Genomic DNA, 18,615 nt, shown 5'->3' with positions numbered 1-18,615 from the left:
TCAAGACGTGGGAGAGTAGGTCGCCGCCAGGTCCGCCAGCCGCGTGTCGCGTGCGAAGCGCACAAACCATAACGCCAAAGGACCGGAAGCTTCACGCTTCCGGTCCTTTGGCGTTTCTGTCTTCCCATCAGCGGCCCCGGGTTCGGGACCCGCCGACGGAAATTTGTAACCGTCTGTGTCGATCCCACCCCGCGATACACAGGTTTACAAATCGACGGATTCCTTACACCGCCGGTAAAGCATCGGGGGCCGACCATCGGGTCAGTGTTCAGCAGTGGAGACACCAGATGATCAGCAGCCTTGGCTCGATGCCCACCGGAGGTCCCCAGGGTGGTCCGCCTCCGTCGAAACCGATGACCGATACAGAAAAGAAGAAGGCGCAGGAGATCCTCGAGCAGTACGACCCTGAAAATCTCAGCACCGACGACATGGATGCCATCAACAGCAGCCTCAAGGAGGCCGGCATCCGCCCCAGTAGCGACATGAAGACCATGCTCGAGGATGCGGGCTTCGACGCCAAGGCGCTTGGCGAGCGCGCCCGCGAGACAGGCGGTGCCGGTGGTCCTCCTCCCGGGGGGCCACCGCCCGGAGGCCCGCCGCCGGGCGGTGGTGGCGACCAGGAAGCCACCGCCTCGAACGATCAGATCAAGCAACTCGCTTCGATCCTGTCGCAGTACGATACGAACAACCTGAGTGACGAGGACCAGTCGAGCATCAGCCAGAAGCTGACGGAGCTTGGTTTCAGCGCGACGAAGTCCAAAGTCTCCTTCTCAGTATGACGTCGCGCGGCTGGGCGGCTTCCCGAACGGGTGGCCGCCCAGCCACGTTCAGACCCGGCGCAGGGCGACGATCGGATCCAGCTTGGACGCCTGCCACGCGGGATAGAGTCCGAAGACCACGCCGATGGCGCCGGCGCTGAGGAAGGCGCCCAGCGCCACCAGGGGGTCGATCACGGGAGCGATCTCGGTCAGCCCATCGACGGCCAGGATGCCGCCAAACCCCAGCAGGACGCCGAGCAACCCGCTGACCAAGGCCAGCGCCGCCGCCTCGATCAGAAACTGGGACAGGATATCGCGCCGACCGGCTCCCACCGCCAGCCGCAGCCCGATTTCGGCGGTTCGCTCCGTCACCGAGACCAGCATGATGTTCATGATGCCAATCCCGGCGATCAGCAGCGACAGTCCCGCGATGCCGATCAGCAGGACCGTCAGCATGCGGGCGGAGGAGGCGCGGGCCTCGGCGACCTCCGACAGGTTGCGGACATCGAAGTCGTCCGGCTCGTCCGGCATCAGCCGGTGCCGCTGGCGCAGCAACTCGCGGATCTCCGCCGTGGTCGCCGACAGGCTGGCGGTGTCGCGCGCCTGGATCATCAGCGAATTGACGGCGCCGGCGAACACCACCGACGGATTGGCCTTCAGTGTCTCGACCTTCTGGAAGCCGCTGGTTCCGGTTCCGTCGAACCGTTTCTTGCCGGTGATGGCGCTGACCGCCTGAACCTTGGGAGCGGGCTTGTTGTTCAGCCGCATCCGGGCTGTCGCCAAGGGGACATAGACGACGTCGTCCTGATCCAACCCCTGGGATGACTGCCCCTTGCGCTCCAAGACGCCAATCACCTGGAACGGCACGTTCCGCAGCCGGATCATTCGTCCGACCGGGTTCTCGCCCGGTTCGAACAGGCGTCCGACCACCGTCTGGCCCAGGATCGCGACTTTGGCGACCGCCGCGTTGTCCTCGTCCGACAAATCCCGGCCAGCGATCAGCGGCCAATCCCGGATGGTCAGGTATTGGGCGGTGATGCCATGCATCCGGGACCAGGAGTTCTTGTTGCCATTGATCGATTGGCCGCTGCCCCACCACATCGAACTGACCGCGCGCACCGACGGTATCTCCAGCCCGACGGCGATCCCATCCTCCTCCGTCAGGAGGACATTGGAGTCGCCGCTCAGCCGCACGCCACCGGGCCCGATCCGCTGGCCGGGCACCACCATGATCAGGTTGGCCCCGAGGTTCTGGATCTGCGCGATCACTTGGCCCTGGGTCGCGGTGCCGATCGCCACCATCAGGATCACCGCCGCGATGCCGACGGCGATGCCCGTCATGGTCAGGAGGCTGCGGAGGCGGTGTAGCCACAGCGCGCGGATCGCCGTCTTGAGCACCATCGCGTTCATGAGCCGGTATCCTCCATCACCTGACCGTCGCGGAACGCGATCCGGCGGTTGGCGCGCTGCGCGACATGACTGTCGTGGGTGACCAGCACGATGGTCCTTCCCTCATCGTTTAGCGAGCGGAACAGCGCCATGATCTCCTCGCCGGTGGCTTGGTCGAGCGCGCCGGTCGGCTCGTCGGCCAGCAGGATGCGGGGATCGTTGACCAGCGACCGCGCGATGGCGACGCGCTGCTGCTGACCGCCCGACAGTTCGGCGGGGCGGTGATGCGCCCGCTCCGCCAATCCCACGGCCGCGAGGTGGCGCATCGCCCGCTCGCGGCGTTCCTGGGCGCCCACATTGGCGTAGGTCAGCGGCAGTTCGACGTTCTCCACCGCCGTGTGGGTCGGCAGCAGATGAAAGCTCTGGAAGACGAAACCAAGCTTGCCATTGCGGATCCGGGCTCGCTGGCTTTCCGCAATACCGCCGACCTCGGCGCCGTCCAGCCAGTAATGCCCATCGGATGGCGTGTCGAGGCAGCCCAGGATGTTCATGAAGGTCGATTTGCCGGACCCCGAAGGCCCCATCACGGCGACGTATTCGCCAGCCCCGATGGCCAGACTGACACCCCGCAACGCGTGGACGACCTGTCCGGCCATGGTGTACCGCTTGGTCAGGTCGACGGTCAGCAGCAGCGGGGTCACGTCCCCGCCCCGGCACGGCGCCCGACCACCACCTGCTGCCCCTCGGTCAGGTTGCCGCCCGTGATCTGGGTGAACGCCAAGTCCGCGATCCCGGTGGACACCGGCACCGCCACGAAGGAGCCCGACTTGTCCATCACGTAGACCTCGCCTTGGCCGCCGGTCGATCTGGCTGGCCTGGACCTGCCGGCCACACGGGCGGCCATGTGGGCGGAAGGTGGCTCGGTGGGAGCGGGGCGAAAGCGCAGCGCCGCCGATGGCACGCGCAGGACGTCGGGCTGTTCCGTCACCTTGATGTCGACGGTCGCGGTCATGCCCGGATAGAGCTGCAGCGCGTCGTTGGCGGCGGTGATGATCACGACATAGGTCACGACGTTCTGGATGACCTGCGGCGCCTTCCGGACCTGCGCCACCGTGCCGCCGAACTGCTGGCCGGGAAAGGCGGAGACGCCGAAGGTGACGGACTGGCCCGGTTGGACCGCCCCGATATCGGCCTCGTCCACGAAGGTTTCGACCTGGAGTCGGCGCAGGTCGCGGGCGATGGTGTACAGGACCGGCGCCTCCAGGCTGGCGGCGACGGTTTGCCCGACATCCACGGCGCGCTCGATCACGACTCCGTCGATCGGCGACCGGATCGTCGTGCGGTCGAGATCGACACGAGCCTGCGCCAAGGCCGCCTCGCGCTGCTGGTGCGTCGCCTTGGCGACCAGGACATCGGCCTCGGCCTCGCCGACCGACGCGTCGGCCCCCAGGATCACCGTGGCCTGGGCGGCTTCCTCGGCCTGCGCGGCGGCGAGGGCGGCCTGGGCTTGGTCGGAAGTGGCGGCGGCGCGTTCCCGCTCGGCTGCGGCGACGTAGTCCGCGCGACCGGTGGCGAAGGCCCGCTGCTGGTCCCGCCGCGCCTGATCGGCGACCGACCGCGCGCTCAGTACCTTGGCGCGCAGCACCTCTTGGGTGGCTCGCGCGTTCTGGGCCTCCGCGCGGGCGCGGGCGAGCTGGGCGGTCGCCGCCGCGATGCCGGATGCGGCCACATCGCGCACGGCTGTCGCCTCCGCGACCTTCGCGGCGAAACCCTCGGGGTCGATCTGGGCTACGACTTGGTTGGAGGTGACGACCGAGTTGAAATCGGCGCTGAGGGATTGGATACGCCCCGAGACGGCCGAGCCGACCTGGACCAATCCGACGGCGTTCAGCGTCCCCGTCGCCGAGATCGTCCTTACGATGGTGCCGCGATCGACCATCGCCAGATCGACATTGGGAATGTCTTGCCGGTCCTCGTTCAACGCCGCGTAGCCGCCGACACCGCCAGCCAGAAGCACGGCGCCGACAGCCACCCAAAATGCGATAGCTCGTCTCACGCTCTCGTCCTCCGCCGGGTCAGGCGCGTATTATCCTGGAACAACATGGCGTTGACATGGCGTCGTCGCGAAGTGGTCAGGATGTCGCGTTGACCGGCGCGCGGTTCGGGTGTTGGCCATTCTGCTGTGACGGGGCTTGGGTGAGGTCATCCAGCGCCATGCGGAACCACCCTTCGGACCCCAACGCCTCCAGGGGTTGGAAGCGCGCCTTGTAAGCCATCTTGCGGCTGTTGCGGATCCAATATCCGAGATAGACGTAGGGAATGCCCTCGGCCACGGCCTGCGCCACCAGCGACAGGATCATGAAGGTCCCGAGACTGCGCTTCTCCTGATCCGCGTCATAGAAGCTGTAGACCGCCGAAAGGCCGTCGCGCAGACGATCGGTCAGGATGCCGCCGACCAAGGTGTCCCGCAGATCCCGGACCTCGAACAGGCACGTCTCCGCCCGGCCTTCGTCGACCATGGCGCTGTAGTCGCCCAAGCTCATCCGCGCCATGTCGCTGTCGCCGTGGCGGGACGATTGGTAGGCGTGGAACAACCTGAACTGCTCATGGGTGGCGATCGCCGGAACCTCGGCGACGCTGAGATCGGCGTTCGCCTTGAGGATTTTCCGCATGCTGCGGCCGGGCCGGAAATCAGCCACGGGAATGCGTACCGGCACGCAAGCCGAGCAGCCAGGGCAGACGGGCCGGTACACGATATCGTGGCTGCGCCGGAACCCGGCACGCGACAATGTCGAATTGACCTCCGAAGCGTGGGGCGTGCTCAGCCGCGTGAACAGCTTCCGCTCGACCCGGCCGGGCAAGTAGGGGCACGGCATCGGGCCGGAACGGAAGAACTGCTGCAAGGGCCGCGGTGGCGGCGGAATCACGGACATCGGTCCTGCCCTACTGCTCCGCCATCGCCTCGGCCGGAACCGCGCCGAAGAAGGCTTTGCTGATCTCCTGGGTGACGGTGTTCAGATGCAATTGCAGCCAGTCCAGATATTCATGCAGACCGCCCTTGATCACATCCTCGACCGGCCGGGAATGCAGCGCCGCCTGGATCTCGTCGATCCTTTCCATCGCGACACTCCCGCCCTTCAAGATATACCGCGATTTCAGCCTGACCAGCAATCCGTCGATCTGCCGCACGCAGGTGGTGACCGACCGGGGGAAGCTCTCGTTGTACAGCATGAAGCCGGCGACCGCCGCCGGGGTCATGCCGCGGGGATAGACCCGGCGGAAGGCGTGATATCCCGCGGCCGAGCGCAACACCGCGTTCCACTGGCTGACGTCGAGCGCCGACCCGACATCGTCGGAGAACGGCAGCAACGTGTGGTACTTGATGTCGAGCAGGCGGGTGGTCTGGTCGGCCCGCTCCAGATACTTGCCGAGCTGATAGAAATACCAGCCCTGGTCGCGGTAGAACGTGCCCTCCGTGATGCCGGTATGGGCTTGGCACGCCTCCTTGACCATGTTGCACAGCCGGGTCAGGTTGTGCGGCGCGATGTCGGAGGGCCCCAGCGCCAGCAGACGATTGTAGAACACATTGATCTGCGTCCACATCTCGGTGCTGATCAGCGGCCTCAGGGTGCGGGCGTTTTCCCGCGCCGATCGGATCGCCGAGACGATCGAGGTCGGGTTCTGGGTATCCAGCACATAGAAGTTGACCACGTTCTGCGCGGTCGCGGAGTCGTAACGGGCCGCGAAGCGCTTTTCGTCGGCGTTGAGCTGGATGATCGACATCCAGTTCTTGGCGCCGCGGGTATCGCGCGAGAAGGTTTCGTGGACATCGAGGATGCGGGCTAGATTCTCGGCGCGCTCCATATAGCGCGCCATCCAGAAAATGCACTCCGCATAGCGGGCGAGAAGACTACTCAAGGACCCACGTGTCTTTCGACCCGCCCCCCTGCGAGGAGTTGACGATCAGCGTGCCCTTGCGGAGGGCGACGCGCGAGAGGCCGCCGGGAAGCACCCAGGTGTTCCGCCCGGTGATGGCGAACGGCCGAAGGTCGACGTGGCGGGGTTCGATGCCGTCCTCCACCAGCGTCGGGCACACCGACAGTGGGATCATCGGCTGGCTGATGTAGTTGGAGGGGTCGGCAAGCAGCTTCGCGCGGCAATCGTCCAACTCCGCCTTGGTGGCGCGCGGACCGATCGTGATGCCATAGCCGCCGGCCTCGCCGACCGGCTTGACCACCAGTTCGTGAAGATGGTCCAGCGTGTAGGACAGGCCATCGGGCTCGCGGCAGATATTGGTCTCGACGTTCGGGATGATCGCGTCCTGGTCGAGATAGTATTTGATCATCCGCGGCACGTAGCAATAGACCGCCTTGTCGTCCGCGACGCCGGTGCCGATCGCGTTGGCAAGGGTCACGTTGCCCTTGCGGTAGGCTTCCATGATGCCGGGCACGCCCAACTGGCTGTCCGGGCGGAACGCCAGCGGATCGAGGAAGGCGTCGTCGATCCGGCGGTAGATGCTGTCGACCCGGGCCAAGCCGTTGGTCGTCTTCATGTAGACCCGGTCGTCCTTGACCACCAGATCGCGTCCCTCGACCAGCGGCACACCCATCTCGCGCGCCAGGAAGATGTGCTCGAAATAGGCCGAGTTGTAGGAACCGGGCGACAGCAGGACGACCTGAGGATCCTGGATGTCGGCCGGCGCCACCTCGCTCATGGCCTCCAGCAGCTTGACGCCATAGTTGTCGACCGGGCGGATGCCGATGTCGCTGACGAGGTCGGGGAACGCGCGCATCATCATGTGGCGGTTCTCGACCACGTAGGAGACGCCCGACGGAACCCGCGCGTTGTCCTCCAGCACCCGGAAGATGCCTTGCCCATCCCGCACCAAGTCGACGCCCATGATGTGGACGTAGGTGTTGAAGGGCACGTCCAGGCCGATCATCTGGGGCCGGAAATTGTGGTTCCCCAAGACCAGATCGGCGGGGATGACGCCGTCCTTGAGGATCTTCTGGTCGTGGTAGATGTCGTGCAGGAACATGTTGAGCGCGGTGACGCGCTGCACGACGCCCGCTTCGACGGCGGCCCATTCCCGCGCGGAGATCACCCGCGGGATGACGTCGAAGGGCAGGATCCGGTCCACGGCGTCCTGGTCCGAATAGACCAGGAACGTGATGCCCAGGTTGTACAATTCCCGTTCGGCGTCCTTGGCTCTCCGCTGAAGGTCGGCGAAGTCGAAACTGGACAGACGGCCCCGGATCGCCGACGTGTGCTCGGAGGGACTCCCTGGTCCGCCAAACAGCTCATCGAAGAATCCACCTGGGTCGTAGTTCGCGAGTAAGTCCGTGGGGACGGTACCGGATGGGTTCACGCTTGTTCCTCGGGGCTTGAATGCACGCAACGGGGAAAAGGCCCGCAGCCGAGCTGTTGTTCCGAGATTATGACCCGATTTTTCCGGCATTGACCAGAGTTTCTAGGGAGATTCCGCAACGCGGCGAAAATTGCCGCAACCAGCCTTTTGGAACACTGGTCGTGGGGAACCATCAACCTGGAGGATAGGTGTGTCGGTGGTGTTGGGCTCCTGGCAAGGCGCCCTCAAGGCGCTGGACCCCGTCATCGGCCCGAAAAGGGCCGGTGGCCGGTGGCGTATCGAATGGTATGTGTCGGAGCGTCAGCGGCCGCCCGGCCGTGAGAAAGCCGGGCGGCGCGGGGACTCGGCTCAAAGGACCGAATCGACCCACTGGAACAGCGCGCCCTTCGGCAGGGCGCCGATCTTGGTGGCGGCGACCTTGCCATCCTTGAACAGCATCAGCGTCGGGATGCCGCGGACGCCGAACTGGCCGGGGGTCTTGGGGTTCTCGTCGATGTTCAGCTTGGCGACGGTGACCTTCTCGCCGTACTGGGCGGCGAGATCCTCGAGCGCCGGAGCGATCATCTTGCAGGGACCGCACCATTCAGCCCAGAAATCGACCAGGACGGGGCCAGTCGCCTTGAGGACGTCGGAGTCGAAGCTCGCGTCCGTGATCTTGGTGGTGGTGCTCATGATACCTCATCTACTTATCCGGTGCGGCGGCCACTCATCCGGCAGGGATGAGGGCGGCACCTCGGGTGTTGGTTGAAATGTAGGGGCGGCCGATACCCTCGGTCAAGGAGCGGGGTGTTCACCAATTCCGCATGTGTGGAATGCCCCTTGGGCGTGACGTCTGTCACTGTGAAACCTGATGGACTGGATCACCCTGAAGTGCCGATTTCGAAAACCGGTGCCTCATGGCGCGTGGCCGTCCAGCAAACCGGGGGACAGCGGCATCAGCCGCGGTCCATCGGTCCACAGCAGAAGGCAATGGATCGGCCTGTCGGGGTAGATCTCCGCCAGCGCCGCCCGGTAGGCAGCCATCTGGCGCAGATAGACTGGGGAGACCTGGCTTTCGACCAAGGGCGGTGGACGGTTGGTCTTGTAGTCGACGATCCAGACCTCCTTGTCCGTCACCAGCAACCGGTCGATCTGACCGGACAGCGCCCGGCTCGACACCAAGCCGACGACCGGCACCTCGGCCTTGCTTCCTGGACCGAACAGCGGGGCGAAGGTTGGATCGGACAGGACCGCCAGGGTTTCCGCCGTGATCATCTCCTGCCCCTCGACGGTCAGGTTATGGGCGGGGCGCGCCAGGAACCGGCGGCAAGCCGCCTCCCGCGACGCGGGCTCCAGGTCCGGCAGGGTCTGCAACAGCCGGTGGATCAGCGTGCCGCGCAGGAAGCGCGCGCCATCGTCGTTACCCAGCGGCGAGCGCACGGCGGGTTCCGCCTCCTCGGGCCGCGACGGCGTCAGCGGACGTGATGGTGTCGGCTCCTCCGGGGCGGCCGCGCGGGCCCAGCCGGGCAGCGGCGTCGCGGCCACGCCGAAGTCCGTGTCGCGATGGTCGTCCTTGGCCGGCACCGTCTGGGGCCCGCGCAGACGCCAACCCTCGCCGGTCCAGCCGTCCTGTGGCGAGATCGCGCGGAAATCGAAGTCGCATGGCTCGGCGATCTCGCGCATCGCCTGTTCCGCCAGCCTGTACCAGCAGGCGTCGGCTGGGTCGCGCTTACCCTGCCAGCCGCAGATATACAGGCGATCCTCGGCGCGGGTCAGCGCGACATAGAGGAGGCGGCGGTATTCCTGATCGCGCCTTTGGTCGGCCAGCGCCCTGGCCCTGCCACACGAGGCGTCCTCCTGGGCGCGGCGCGGGGCGAACAGAGGCACGCCGTCGGCACGTTCGGGCCATAGGATGCGCGGGCTCTGGTTCGGCACCCCCATGCTGTCCGGCAGGAAGACGATCGGAGCCTGCAAGCCCTTAGAGCCGTGGACCGTCATGATCCGGACCCGGTCGCTTCCCTGTTCCAGCTCGCGCTTGATCTCGGCCTCGCTGGCGCCCAGCCAGTGCAGGAAGGCCTGGAGCGAGGGCGGATGGCCACGCTCGAAAGCCAGGCAGGCCGACAGGAACTCGTCCAGCGGGTCCTGCGCGTCGGGACCCAGCCGTTTGAGGATGGCGCGCCGGCCACTGACCGCGTCGGCGGGGCAGGGGGCGCTGAGCACGCGGGCGAACAGCTCGAACGGCCGGATGAAGTCCGTCTCGTTCTGGAGGGCGCGCAGATAATCGCGGGCCGGCCGGAACAGCAGGTCGCTTTCCGCCCGTTGGCGCAGCGCGTCCCACAGATGGCCGCGCCGACCATGGGCGATGTCGAACAGCTGTTCTTCCGACAATCCGATCAGCGGGCTCTTCAGGATGGTCGCCAGGGTCAGGTCGTCCTGCGGCAGCAGCAGGAAATTCGCCAGCGCCATCAGATCCATGATGCCAAGCTGCTGGGTCAGGACCATGCGGTCGACACCGGCGACCGGCACGGCGCGCTCCTTCAGCGCGCGCACCAGTTCCTCGACGAAGCCGGTGCGGCGGCGGACCAGCACCATCACGTCACCGGGCCGGATCGCCCGGCCGCGGGCGGGAAGCTCCTCGCCGCGCGCCAGCCAGTCGCGGATGGTGTCGGCGATCACCGCCGCCAGCCGGGCGGGCGGGCTGTCGGTGCGCTGGCGCGTCAGCGGCGGCTCCCAGGGTGCCGGGGCTTCCCGCTCGGTCGGGGCGACCGGCGGCCATAGCTCGACCAGCCCGGCATGACCCCGGCGGAACGCGACGTGATGAATGGTGGTCGTGGCCTCGAACGCCACGCCATCGCGGGCGGTCTGGAGCGCGAAGACGGCGTCGACCGCGTCCAGCACGGCGGCGGTCGACCGGAAGGAGATCTCCAAATCGATCTTCTCCCAGCGTCCGGCGGCGATCTGGACCCGCTCCTGGAAATGGCCGCGCATGCGGGTGAACTCGGCCGGGTCGGCCCGCTGGAAGCTGTAGATCGACTGCTTCTCGTCCCCCACCGCGAACAGCGTCCGAGACCTGTCGGCACCGGCCATGCCGGCGAAGAACTCCTCCGCCAGCGCCGCCACGACCTGCCACTGCTCGGGGTTGGTGTCCTGCGCCTCGTCGATCAGGATGTGATCGAGCCCGCCGTCCAGCTTGAACAGCACCCAGGGCGCCACGCCCGGCTTGGTCAGCAGATGCTGGGCTGCCAGGATCAGGTCGTCATAGTCCAGCCTGGAGCGATCGGACTTCAGCTTGGCGTAGGTCTCGATCAGCGACTCGGCCAGCACCAGCAGCGCCGCGGTGGCGTTGGCGACGCCCGCCGACTTGACGCGGTCCAGCACCTCGCACAGGCGCTCCGCCTCGGCCATCAGGGCGGGCAACGCCGCCGGAAAGGTGGTCGACGGCTTCTTGGTCAGCAGCGTCTTGCGGGGAGCGCCCTCCGCCGTCAGGAAATGCCGGGCGTAATCCTGGAACCGCTCGACGCGGTCCTCGGCGGCGTCGAGCCATGCCTGGACGCCGAGGCCGCGCTCCTGGTCCTTGTCGCCGCCGCTGGACAGCGCCCGGCAGGCGTCGCGCAACGCGGGAACATCGCACACGTCCTCGCGGCAGGCGCGTTCCAGGATCGACGCCTCGTCGGCGCCGGGCGGAACGCCCAACTGGCCGAAGACGGCCGCGATGGTGGCGTCCAAGCCGCCCTGCCGGTCGATGATGCGGCGGATGCGGCCACGCTCCATCGCCACCGACTTGAGGATGTCGCCGAAATCATCCTGCTGGATGTCGCGGGTCAGCCGGGCGATGGCCTTGCCAAGGTCGCTTTCCGGCTCGAAGCGCGAGCGCGCCAGCACGGTGTCGCGCGCGGCGGCCAGCAACTCGTCCGCGGTGCGCTCGTCCATCACGTCGAATTGGGGCGCCAAGTCCGCCTCCAGCGGAAAGCGCCGCAGCAGCGATTGGCAGAAGGCGTGGATCGTCTGGATCTTCATGCCGCCCGGGCAGTCCACCACCTGGGCGAACAGCCGGCGGGCGCGGGTCCGCATGTCGCCGTCGGGGCGGGCGCCGGTCAGATCGGCCAGCCGGTCCTCCAACCGCGCGTCGCTCAGCGTCGCCCACTGGGCCAGCGTGTTGTTGATGCGGATCGACATCTCCGCCGCGGCGGCCTTGGTGAAGGTCAGGCACAGGATGCGCGCCGGCTTGGTCCCCGCCAGCATCAGGCGCAGCACGCGGTCGGTCAGCACCTTGGTCTTGCCGGTGCCCGCCGAGGCGCCCACCCAGACGGAACAGTCCGGATCGGAGGCGCGGCGCTGCTTGACGTTGGGATCCATCTGCCGTGACGGGAGTTCGACGACGTTCATGGCTTCGCACTCATTCCACGGGTTCGCCGCCGCCGGCGGACCATTCCTGGACCCGGGCCAGATGGCCGTAGTCGGTGTAACGCGGCGCCCAGTCCGGACGCGGGCGCGAGCGGTAGGGTGTGGCGGGATCGTCGAAGGTTCGGATCAGGTCGAGCAGGCCCGAGCGCGCCTGTTCCGCCAGCAGGGCGAGGTCGCCCTTGACGGCGATCTCGGCACCGGCCGGCTCGCCGCCCGACAGCTTCCAGAACGACAGGCCGCCGACCGGCGCCGCGTCCACGGTGTCGAACCCGCCAACCGCCGCCATGACGGCCTCCAGCGGCAATTGCGGCGCGAAGCCCAGGGCCACCTCCACGCCGGAGGGGGGAGTGCCGGTCTTGTAGTCGATGATCGCCAAGCCGCCGTCCGGCAGCTTGTCGATCCTGTCGGCCTTGGCGCGCAGCTCGAAAGGACCGGCGGGACCGTCCAGCGCCAACTTGCCCTTGATCTCGGTCGCCAGGGGCCGGATCGTCTTCCGCCGTTCCCGCTCGAACTGGATGAACCACGCGGCGACCCGCTCGAAGCGCGGCCACCAGAAAGCCCAAACCTCTGGCTGGCTCAGCAGCTTGCCGAACGTCGCCCGTCCGACCTCCGTCAGCTTGCCGACGGCGTCGCTGGGCAGGGCGTCGGGATGGGCCTTGGTGAAGGCGTCCAACGCCTGGTGGATGAACTGGCCCCGTTCGGCGGCGCCGGGATCGGCGGCGATCGGCTCCAGCGCCTCCAGCTTCAGGATGCGGCGGGCGTAGATCGCGTAGGGATCGCGCATCCACGTCTCGATCTCGGTCACCGACAGCGTGCGGGGGCGGGCGGACAGGGGAGGGCGCGGCTCCGGCGCCGACCAGGGGCGGACCTCGTCCGGCCGGTCCAACTGCTCGACCCAGGACAGCCACTGCTCCGTCTCCATGTCGATCCTGCCGTCCAGGCCCAGGCCGCGCAGCACGGTATCGAGCCGCAGCAGCCAGCGCGACGGCACGGTCGGCGTGCCGTCGACCCGCTCCGCCCTGGACAGCACGACGCGGGCGCCGCCCGCCGCTTGGACGAAGTCGTGCGCCGCCACGCCGACCTGGCGCTCCGGCACGGGCAGGCCAAAGGCCTTCCGCATCGGGCGCGACAGCCAAGGATCGGTGGCGGCGTCGGGCGGCCACGTGCCCTCATTGAGACCCCCCAGGATCATCAGGTCGGCGTTCTGGAGGCGGGCTTCCAGCAGGCCCAAGATGCTCAGCCGCGGGTGCCGGCCATAGCGCGGGCGGACCACGTGGGCCGCCATCAGCGCTTCGAGGAAGGCCGGGTATTGGGACGCCGGGATCGGCGGGAAGTCCCCGGCGGCTTGCCGCAACTCGTTGACGAAGCTGGCGGCGGCCTCGCCGTCCTCTTGGCGCCACAGCCGGTCGGGGCCGGACAGATCGTCGCTGGCCGCCAGATGCTCGGCGAAGGCGACATGCAGGGTCAGCCACTCGGCCGGAGGCTGGGGATCCGGCGCCTCCATGGCGTCGAAGAAGGGGGCCGCGACGGCGTGCAGATGCTCGACATACTGGATCAGCTCAGCCCGGGTGTCGCCACCCCGGTCGAACCGGTTGTTCTCGGCATCCTCCAGCGCTCTCAGCAGGCCCCGGAAGCCCGGTGCCGGACGGGGGCCGCGCAGGACGGCGCGCTCCAGGTCGCGCGCCTGGGTGCGGAACCACAGCGGGTTGAGCCCGCCGCCCGCCAGCGGGTGCTTCAGCACCGCCAGCAGGGGCAGCGGGTCGGCGCGTTCCACCGCGCAGGCGGCGGTCAGGCGCAGATAGGTCCCGACGGCGGTATCCGCCAACGGGCGTCCGCCCGAATCATCGACCGCGATGTCCCAGCGTTCAAGCGCGGTCGCGACGCGGCGGGCCAAGTTGCGGTCCGGCGTCACCAAGGCGGCGGTCTGGCCGGGGTTCTCCAGGGTCTGGCGCATCATCAGGGCGATGACGGCGGCCTCCTCCTGCGAGCTTGGGCAGTCGATCCGGACGATGTTGTCGAGCGCCCGCTCCTCCACCGTCTCCAACTCCCGCCACGCCTCGGTGGTGGCGGCGGGCCGCATGGTCTCGCTGAGAAACGTCGTCCGGGCGCTGTTGTTGGGTGTCAGCGGACTGTCCCAGGCACGGACGCGGTCGCGCGGCAGGTCGAGTTTGTTCAGCAGGCTGGCGAGGCCGTGCTGGGGGTGGCCGTCATCCAGCGCCGCCGCTTGCCAACTCGTCTCGTCCATTCCGGTATCGAGGCCGGGCAGCACGACGCAGCCATTGGGCATCGTCGCCACGACGGCCAGAAGGTCGGCGGTCGCCGGGATGGTGCCGGTCGAACCGGCGGCGATCACCGGGCCGGTGGGGGGGTTGGCGCGCCACGCGTCGGCCTGCGCCTTGAGGACCCGGTTGCGCCGCTCGGCGGCGTCGATGGCGCCTTCCACCTCCAGGATGGTCGGCCAGACGTGGGTCAGGATCTTCAGGAATTCCAGCGTGATCTGCCAGTGCTGGGCGTATTCCTCGGGCACCAGGCTTTCCAGCTTGTCGAAGGCGACGCCCTCGGTCTGCACCTGGTCGAGCAGACGGGCCAAGTCCGCAGCGAGCCGCGCCGCCTGGTCGGCGGTAATGGTCTTGCCCTCCTTCGCCAGGATGGCGCGGCCCAGCAGCAGTTGCCGGCGCAGGCTGGACAAGGCGGGTGGCAGGTCGAGCGCGCCGGCCAAACCGGGGATCTCCTCGATCGCGAGGCTCAGCTCGTCCGCGTCGATGTCGCCGAGCGGGCTCATGCGCGGCAAGAGCTGCGGCGCCCCGCCCGACAGGCGCAGGAACGCCTCGCGGAGTGTCCGGCAGGCGCGGCGGGTCGGCAGCAGGACGGTGTAGCTGGCGAGGGCCAAGGGGCCGCCATCGGCTTCCACGCGGGCGAGGATGCCGCTGGCCAGCGCGTCGACGAACGGCACGCCCGACGGGATGGTGTAGACTTGCGCCATGGTTCCCGAGCTTGTTGATGCCAGAGGCTTCAGGGAACGAGCATACTAGAGCTTGACGGCCGAACGCAAATCTTCCGCATATCTGGTGTTCTGGCGATGCCTCAGGATTCGCTGTGGGATGGCCGCTCCTCCAGGCGCTGGTTGACCTCGGCGATGCTGTCGGGTGTTCCGACATGGAACCATAGACCATCGTGGCGCATGCCAAAGAGGCGTTCGGTCTCGAGCAGGCGATCCCAGATCAGGTTGGTCGAGAAGGCCCCCTCGGGCGCGTCCTTGAACAGTTCCGGCTTGAGGATCTGGACGCCGGCGAAGACGAAGGGGGCGATCTCGCCGCTGCGGCGGCGCGTCAGGCGACCCAGCGGGTCCATGTGGAAATCGCCCTTGCCGTCATAGCCGAAGGCCGCCACGGCGGGATGGACTAGCAACAGCGCGTCCATCGCATCGGGGTTCCAGGCGGAGATCAGCCGGTCGATCGCGGGCGTCGGGCCGTCGAGCCACAGGATATCGGCGTTGATCGACAGGAATGGCTTTGTGCCAAGCTGGGGCAAGGCCCGCTTGATGCCGCCCCCCGTCTCCAGCAGGTCGGCTTCCGGCGACAGCACGATCCGGGGAGACCGGCGGTCCGCGAGATGGGCCGCGATCATCTCGCCCTTATAGTGGGTGTTGACGACAGCCGTTTCGATGCCCGCCGCCGCGACCCGGTCGAGCGCGTGGTCCAGCATGGGCTTGCCCGCGACGGAAATCAGCGGCTTGGGTCGCTCCAAGGTGAGCGGGCGCATGCGCAGGCCAAGCCCGGCTGCCAATACCATGGCGTGGGTCACGGTCGTCATAATTCGTTTTCTTTCAAAACTTTGGAATGCTGGTTGAATAGGGGCGCGCGGGCCGATGCCGGCAGGGTGTCGTCGAACCACGCGCGGACCGGCGCCAGCGCGGGGTGGCTCAGCTTAGCCTCGAGCAGGCGCCAGACGCGGGGCAGGTGGCGCAGGTATTCCGGTCGGCCATCCCGGAGGAACAAGCGGGCGAACACGGCGACGATCCGGGTGTGGCGCACGGCGCCCAGCACGGCGTAGGAGCGGTGGAAGGCGGCGCGATCCAGGTCGGGGAACGCCGCCAGATAGTGGTCGAGCATGGCGGCGGCGAGATCGGTGGGAACGTCGCGCCGGGCGTCCTCCAGCAGCGATACCAGATCGTAGCTGATCGGGCCCAGTCCGGCGTTCTGGAAATCGAGCAGGCCGCAGGCCGCCGCACCAACACGGCCCTCCAGCCGCATCAGGTTGTCGACGTGGTAGTCGCGATGCATCAGCGAGGTGGCGAGGTCGACCGCGTCCGGAACGACCGATTCCCACGCCCGCTCCAAGGCTTCGCGTTCCTCGGCGGTGGCGGGGCGTCCCAATGCCGCCGGGACGTAGACGTCCGCCAGCAGCATGACCTGATCGATGAACAGCGCCGCGTCGTAGCACGGTAGGTCGAGTGCCGCCGCGTGTTCCGGCCGAAAGCCGCGCCGCAAGGCGATCAGGGCATCCACCGCCAGCCGGTAGAGTTCGGCGGGATCGGCGCCCTGGTCCATCAGGCGCGTGAAGGTGCCGTCGCCGAAGTCCTCGATCAGCAGCAACCCGTCCTCCGCCCGCTCCGCGATGATCTCCGGAGCCGACAGGCCGAGGTCCCGCAGGAGATCAGCGATGGTGACGAAGGGGATCACGTCCTCGGCCGGGTTGGGCGAGTCCATCAGGAGCACGCGGGTATCGGCGCGGTGCAGGCGCACATAGCGGCGGACCGAGGCGTCGCCCGCCAGGGGCTCGCGCCGGGCGTCGGCCCAACCCGCCGACGTGAGGAAATCGGTGATGGTCTGGTCGCGAGGGGTCACTTCGGCTCCAGGCTTTCGACGCGGCCAGCCCAAGCGCCGAAGCCGGTCAGGGTGGCGCGGCGCGCCGTGGGATCGGGGCCGAACGCCAGGGTGATGTCGAGCCGCTCGTCGGGCATCAGGGTGCCGAGCCGGTCCGGCCATTCGACCACCGCGATGCCGTCGGTGCGGGCGTCATCCCAGCCAAGCTCGATCACCTCGTCGGGTCCCCCCAGGCGATAGAGGTCGAAGTGCCAGACCGGGCCGGCGGGGGTCTCGTAGGTCTGCACCAGCGTGAAGGTCGGGCTCGGCACCTCCTCGTCCGCGTCGCCCAGTGACTGGATCAGCGCGCGGGCCAGGGATGTCTTGCCGGCGCCCAGGTCGCCGCGCAGCGCCACCATGTCGCCGGCGCGCAGCAGGCGGCCGAGGCGGCTGGCGAGGTCCGCCGTCGCGGCCTCGTCCTGGAGGTCGATGGTCAAGTCGTGCCGAATCCGTGGAGTCATGGCCGTTGGCCCGTGTCCTGCTTTCCAGCTTTCAAGTCATGGCCGGCAAATGATGGCCGGGGGTTTGATCGCGCGGGGAAATCCGGTACATGAAGGGCATGTGCCGCAACCCTCTTCCTAGCTTTTCCGGAGTCCCCATGTCGAGCCCCGAGCAGCATACCGATGTCGCCATCATTGGTGCCGGTCCCGTTGGTCTGTTCGCCATTTTCGAATGCGGCATGCTGCGCATGAAATGCCACGTGGTCGACGCCCTCGACATGGTCGGCGGCCAATGCGCCGCACTCTACCCGGAAAAGCCGATATACGACATCCCAGGTTACCCGTCGATCGACGCCGCCGACCTGATCGACCGGCTGAGCGAGCAATGCGCCTCGTTCAATCCCGTCTTCCATCTGGGACAACAAGTCGTCGGGCTGACCCGGACCGCCGATGACCGCTGGCTGGTGGAAACCTCGACCGGCACGCGGATCAACGCCGCGGCGGTGATCGTCGCGGCGGGCGTCGGCGCCTTCGGTCCCAACCGGCCGCCGCTGGATGGGTTGGAACAGTTCGAGGGCAAGTCGATCCACTATCTGGTACGCCGGCGTCTGGACTACGCCGGCAAGCGGGTCGTGATCGCCGGGGGTGGCGATAGCGCGGTCGATTGGGCGATCAGCCTGGCGGAGGTCGCCGCCAAGATCATGGTGGTCCACCGCCGTCCCAAGTTCCGCGCGGCGCCGGAAAGCGTCGCCCGGATGGACCAGCTGACCAAGGAAGGCCGGATCGAGATGGTGGTGCCCTATCAGCTCTCCGGCCTGGAAGGATCGGACGGACAACTGACCGGCGTGCGGGTCGCCACGCTGGACGGGGAAGAGAAGGTGCTGGACGCCGATGTGCTGCTGCCATTCTTCGGCCTGTCCATGAACCTGGGTCCGATCGCCGAGTGGGGCTTGGAACTGGAACGCCACCACATCAAGATCGAGCAATCGACCTGCGCCACCAGCGCTCCCGGCATCTTCGCGATCGGCGATATCGCCACATATCCGGGCAAGCTCAAGCTGATCCTGACCGGCTTCGCGGAAGCAGCCTCCGCCGCGCATTCCGCCTTCCCGCTGGTCCACCCCGGCGAGGTGCTGCACTTCGAATATTCGACCACCAAGGGTATGCCGGCGGGGGTTTGAGGAAACCCTTGGCCGTCTCGCCTGTTGTCCTACCAGCCCATCAACGGGCAACGGATTCGAGGATGACGATGAAACAGCCGCACACCGAAGAGACGGTCAAGCATACCGAGGACCAGCAGAACACCGGCAACCACCACAAGCCGAACGCTCCCGACGCCGGCGGGCCGGACAAGTTCGGCGGCACCCGCAAAGGCGCCGAGAACGTCGAGCCGGACGCCGGCAAGAAGTAAG

At 67.7% G+C, this 18,615-nt stretch carries 15 protein-coding genes; 3 read left to right on the top strand and 12 right to left on the bottom strand.

Features of this window, described 5'->3' with window-relative positions:
* Positions 1-287 precede the first annotated feature (287 nt).
* Positions 288-779, top strand: coding sequence for a hypothetical protein (locus tag N825_RS13605; RefSeq protein WP_037452371.1), 492 nt, complete (start codon positions 288-290; stop codon positions 777-779).
* Positions 780-827: 48 nt separating this feature from the next.
* On the opposite strand, the gene N825_RS13600 is transcribed toward N825_RS13605, so the two are convergent.
* The 12 genes from N825_RS13600 to tsaE all read right to left on the bottom strand — a co-directional run bounded on the left by N825_RS13600 (position 828) and on the right by tsaE (position 17,224).
* Positions 828-2,168, bottom strand: a complete 1,341-nt coding sequence (locus N825_RS13600) for an ABC transporter permease (RefSeq protein WP_037452368.1) — start codon at positions 2,166-2,168, stop codon at positions 828-830.
* Positions 2,165-2,848, bottom strand: coding sequence for an ABC transporter ATP-binding protein (locus N825_RS13595; protein WP_037452365.1), 684 nt, complete (start codon positions 2,846-2,848; stop codon positions 2,165-2,167). The genes N825_RS13600 and N825_RS13595 overlap by 4 nt, the downstream gene beginning before the upstream one ends.
* On the bottom strand, positions 2,845-4,203 hold the full coding sequence (locus N825_RS13590; protein ID WP_157619151.1) for an efflux RND transporter periplasmic adaptor subunit: 1,359 nt from the start codon (positions 4,201-4,203) through the stop codon (positions 2,845-2,847). The genes N825_RS13595 and N825_RS13590 overlap by 4 nt, the downstream gene beginning before the upstream one ends.
* A gap of 76 nt (positions 4,204-4,279) precedes the next feature.
* The gene (locus N825_RS13585; RefSeq protein ID WP_051512309.1) at positions 4,280-5,080 is read right to left on the bottom strand and encodes an arginyltransferase; all 801 of its coding nucleotides are present in this window, start codon (positions 5,078-5,080) and stop codon (positions 4,280-4,282) included.
* Between the two features lie 10 nt (positions 5,081-5,090).
* Positions 5,091-6,065, bottom strand: coding sequence for an alpha-E domain-containing protein (locus N825_RS13580; protein WP_037452362.1), 975 nt, complete (start codon positions 6,063-6,065; stop codon positions 5,091-5,093).
* A complete protein-coding gene (locus N825_RS13575; RefSeq protein ID WP_037452360.1) occupies positions 6,058-7,515 on the bottom strand; it encodes a circularly permuted type 2 ATP-grasp protein in 1,458 nt (485 codons plus the stop codon). Before N825_RS13575 ends, N825_RS13580 begins: the two co-directional genes overlap by 8 nt.
* 348 nt (positions 7,516-7,863) lie before the next feature.
* The gene (gene trxA / locus N825_RS13570; protein ID WP_037452358.1) at positions 7,864-8,187 is read right to left on the bottom strand and encodes a thioredoxin TrxA; all 324 of its coding nucleotides are present in this window, start codon (positions 8,185-8,187) and stop codon (positions 7,864-7,866) included.
* A 222-nt stretch (positions 8,188-8,409) separates the two neighbouring features.
* On the bottom strand, positions 8,410-11,880 hold the full coding sequence (gene addA, locus N825_RS13565; protein WP_037452356.1) for a double-strand break repair helicase AddA: 3,471 nt from the start codon (positions 11,878-11,880) through the stop codon (positions 8,410-8,412).
* Between the two features lie 10 nt (positions 11,881-11,890).
* Positions 11,891-14,881: a double-strand break repair protein AddB gene (gene addB / locus N825_RS13560; protein ID WP_037452354.1), complete on the bottom strand. Its 2,991-nt coding sequence runs from the start codon at positions 14,879-14,881 to the stop codon at positions 11,891-11,893.
* Positions 14,882-14,982: 101 nt separating this feature from the next.
* Entirely contained in the window at positions 14,983-15,711 is a 729-nt protein-coding gene (locus tag N825_RS13555) for a nucleotidyltransferase family protein (RefSeq protein ID WP_037452352.1), read from the bottom strand.
* Positions 15,708-16,745, bottom strand: coding sequence for an aminoglycoside phosphotransferase family protein (locus N825_RS13550; RefSeq protein ID WP_051512305.1), 1,038 nt, complete (start codon positions 16,743-16,745; stop codon positions 15,708-15,710). The genes N825_RS13555 and N825_RS13550 overlap by 4 nt, the downstream gene beginning before the upstream one ends.
* The gene (gene tsaE, locus N825_RS13545) at positions 16,742-17,224 is read right to left on the bottom strand and encodes a tRNA (adenosine(37)-N6)-threonylcarbamoyltransferase complex ATPase subunit type 1 TsaE (RefSeq protein WP_037452350.1); all 483 of its coding nucleotides are present in this window, start codon (positions 17,222-17,224) and stop codon (positions 16,742-16,744) included. The genes N825_RS13550 and tsaE overlap by 4 nt, the downstream gene beginning before the upstream one ends.
* A 137-nt stretch (positions 17,225-17,361) precedes the next feature.
* Between tsaE and N825_RS13540 the strand changes: the two genes are divergently transcribed.
* Both N825_RS13540 and N825_RS38870 read left to right on the top strand, forming a co-directional pair.
* Positions 17,362-18,384 carry an NAD(P)/FAD-dependent oxidoreductase gene (locus tag N825_RS13540; RefSeq protein WP_037452348.1) on the top strand — a complete coding sequence of 341 codons (1,023 nt, stop codon included), beginning with the start codon at positions 17,362-17,364 and terminating at the stop codon, positions 18,382-18,384.
* A 62-nt stretch (positions 18,385-18,446) separates the two neighbouring features.
* On the top strand, positions 18,447-18,614 hold the full coding sequence (locus N825_RS38870) for a hypothetical protein (protein WP_157619149.1): 168 nt from the start codon (positions 18,447-18,449) through the stop codon (positions 18,612-18,614).
* The last annotated feature ends 1 nt before the right edge of the window (position 18,615 follow it).

It is taken from the genome of Skermanella stibiiresistens SB22 (genome assembly GCF_000576635.1).
In the GTDB taxonomy this organism is placed as follows: domain Bacteria; phylum Pseudomonadota; class Alphaproteobacteria; order Azospirillales; family Azospirillaceae; genus Skermanella; species Skermanella stibiiresistens.
This window is presented reverse-complemented; position numbering and strand designations above follow the sequence as displayed.

What these genes read in the sequence shown, in the direction of transcription:
- N825_RS13605 (WP_037452371.1), top strand. Translation starts at nt 288, where the DNA reads ATGATCAGCAGCCTTGGCTCGATGCCCACCGGAGGTCCCCAGGGTGGT.
- N825_RS13600 (WP_037452368.1), bottom strand. Translation starts at nt 2,168, where the DNA reads ATGAACGCGATGGTGCTCAAGACGGCGATCCGCGCGCTGTGGCTACAC.
- N825_RS13585 (WP_051512309.1), bottom strand. Translation starts at nt 5,080, where the DNA reads ATGTCCGTGATTCCGCCGCCACCGCGGCCCTTGCAGCAGTTCTTCCGT.
- trxA (WP_037452358.1), bottom strand. Translation starts at nt 8,187, where the DNA reads ATGAGCACCACCACCAAGATCACGGACGCGAGCTTCGACTCCGACGTC.
- addA (WP_037452356.1), bottom strand. Translation starts at nt 11,880, where the DNA reads ATGAACGTCGTCGAACTCCCGTCACGGCAGATGGATCCCAACGTCAAG.
- addB (WP_037452354.1), bottom strand. Translation starts at nt 14,881, where the DNA reads ATGGCGCAAGTCTACACCATCCCGTCGGGCGTGCCGTTCGTCGACGCG.
- N825_RS13555 (WP_037452352.1), bottom strand. Translation starts at nt 15,711, where the DNA reads ATGACGACCGTGACCCACGCCATGGTATTGGCAGCCGGGCTTGGCCTG.
- tsaE (WP_037452350.1), bottom strand. Translation starts at nt 17,224, where the DNA reads ATGACTCCACGGATTCGGCACGACTTGACCATCGACCTCCAGGACGAG.
- N825_RS13540 (WP_037452348.1), top strand. Translation starts at nt 17,362, where the DNA reads ATGTCGAGCCCCGAGCAGCATACCGATGTCGCCATCATTGGTGCCGGT.
- N825_RS38870 (WP_157619149.1), top strand. Translation starts at nt 18,447, where the DNA reads ATGACGATGAAACAGCCGCACACCGAAGAGACGGTCAAGCATACCGAG.